This window comes from Streptomyces sp. NPDC001156 (assembly GCF_053598275.1).
This window is the reverse complement of record NZ_JBSFJX010000527.1, coordinates 1-1,490: the sequence shown is the minus strand read 5'-3', so window position 1 is coordinate 1,490 and position 1,490 is coordinate 1. Positions and strand designations below refer to the sequence as shown.

Below are 1,490 nucleotides of genomic sequence, written 5' to 3'. Positions count from 1 at the left end.
CCCCATCCACGAGTACCGAGACACCGCCTGAAGAAACTCGCGTCACGTAGCGAACGCCCAGGTCAGCGCACATCCGGAGCTTTTGGAACCCTACAGGCGCGGCCGCGGGCAACGGTGCGCACGATCCCGTCGTCCTCGCCATAGGGCTCGCTTGCCCCCAGCGGATCCTGCAGAGCGTCGACAAGGCAGGCCGCGATGTCCTGGCGTGCCTCGTCGGGGAGCTGCTTGTAGACGTCGAACTGATCGGCGGGGAACCGGAGGCGGAAGGTCACGCGACGCCTCGCCGCCCCCGGGCGTCGTCCACGATGGTGCCGGTCATGTCGGCCGCGTCCGTGTACTCCGAAGGCAGCTGCCCGTGCTCCTTCATGGCGGCGCGGGCCGCCTCGATACGCGGCCGGGCTGCCTCGAGCGTCTCCACGGCTGATGCCCACCCTTCCAGCCGGCGGGGCAGCTCCTCGATGCGGGTCAAATTGACGTCCTGCAGGAGCTGCTGGCGCAGCACGCTGTGCGGCAGCGCGACATGGAGCCCGTCGACGGTCCACTCGTCGTGCGCCATGTCCTCACTCCCCTTCTGGCGGCCGGATGCCTGCTGCCAGGGTAGCGGGCCAGGCCCGGCCAAGGCAGTAAACCGCCTCCGATCCCCCTCTGCGGGCAACCACGCGCGGGGTCAGATGGGAGCGCGATCGTTGAGGATCTTCTGGAAGAGCATGTGGTTGCGCCATTCTCCGTCATTGTGCAGGTAGTTGCGGGCCGTGCCGATGGCCTCGAATCCGCACTTGGCGAGCACGCGCTGCGATCCTAGGTTGCTGCTCACCGTCCCTGCCTCGACCCGGTTGCCCCGCTCCAGCAAACCGGCCCTGTCCGAGGAAGAGCGCCAGGCCAACATCGCCCGCATCGCGGATGCACCGCGTCAACGAACTGGTGCACTACCAAACCAAGGACACCCTGCTGACCATGGCCTACGAGGGCGGCCTGTCGCGCGACGAACGTCCCGAGAAGTGGCGCAAGGAAGGGATCGCGAACGCCATCGTGGACATCGAACTCCGGGCTGCCGCGCAGCCCGCCCCAGCCGCACCCCTGCCGCAACAGGACCCCCACAACGAGTGAAACAAGATGCCTGTACGAGCGCGGCACCTGCCGTGCTGCCAGGCTGGCGGTCGGCGTGAGAATGACATGGTCTTTCGTCACTCATGCCAGCAACGCGTGAGCATCACCCGTCAGCGCCACCGACCAGGTCGCCGCGCCTGCGCCACCGACGCTCAGATGACGAAGTTCAACTGACACTCCCCCGCAGACCATCAGACCCCGCACCAGCTGGCGCATCCTGCGCACCCCGGCCACCGAGACGCGGGCGCCAGCCCCCGTACGCGACCCGGACTGGGGCAACCACCGAACCACACAGGACAAGGGAGGAGCAGCATGAGCACCGAGCAACACGACCCGCACATGGACGAGCTGACCCGCATCAGCTGGCACCAGAGCGACGCGGT

4 protein-coding genes are annotated in these 1,490 nt (G+C 67.7%); 1 reads left to right on the top strand and 3 read right to left on the bottom strand.

The window, feature by feature from the left end:
* Positions 1-62 precede the first annotated feature (62 nt).
* The 3 genes from ACWDA7_RS52845 to ACWDA7_RS52835 form a co-directional block, all read right to left on the bottom strand.
* Positions 63-272, bottom strand: a complete 210-nt coding sequence (locus tag ACWDA7_RS52845) for a hypothetical protein (RefSeq protein WP_450615362.1) — start codon at positions 270-272, stop codon at positions 63-65.
* Positions 269-556, bottom strand: a complete 288-nt coding sequence (locus ACWDA7_RS52840; protein WP_450615360.1) for a hypothetical protein — start codon at positions 554-556, stop codon at positions 269-271. Before ACWDA7_RS52840 ends, ACWDA7_RS52845 begins: the two co-directional genes overlap by 4 nt.
* Positions 557-667: 111 nt before the next feature.
* A complete protein-coding gene (locus ACWDA7_RS52835; protein ID WP_450615358.1) occupies positions 668-814 on the bottom strand; it encodes a GNAT family N-acetyltransferase in 147 nt (48 codons plus the stop codon).
* Positions 815-900: 86 nt separating this feature from the next.
* Between ACWDA7_RS52835 and ACWDA7_RS52830 the strand changes: the two genes are divergently transcribed.
* Positions 901-1,107 (top strand): hypothetical protein, encoded by a 207-nt coding sequence (locus ACWDA7_RS52830; protein WP_450615356.1) that lies wholly within the window; start codon positions 901-903, stop codon positions 1,105-1,107.
* Positions 1,108-1,490: the final 383 nt, after the last annotated feature.

Coding starts and splice junctions, on each gene's coding strand:
- ACWDA7_RS52830 (WP_450615356.1), top strand. CDS start 901: ATGCACCGCGTCAACGAACTGGTGCACTACCAAACCAAGGACACCCTG.
- ACWDA7_RS52840 (WP_450615360.1), bottom strand. CDS start 556: ATGGCGCACGACGAGTGGACCGTCGACGGGCTCCATGTCGCGCTGCCG.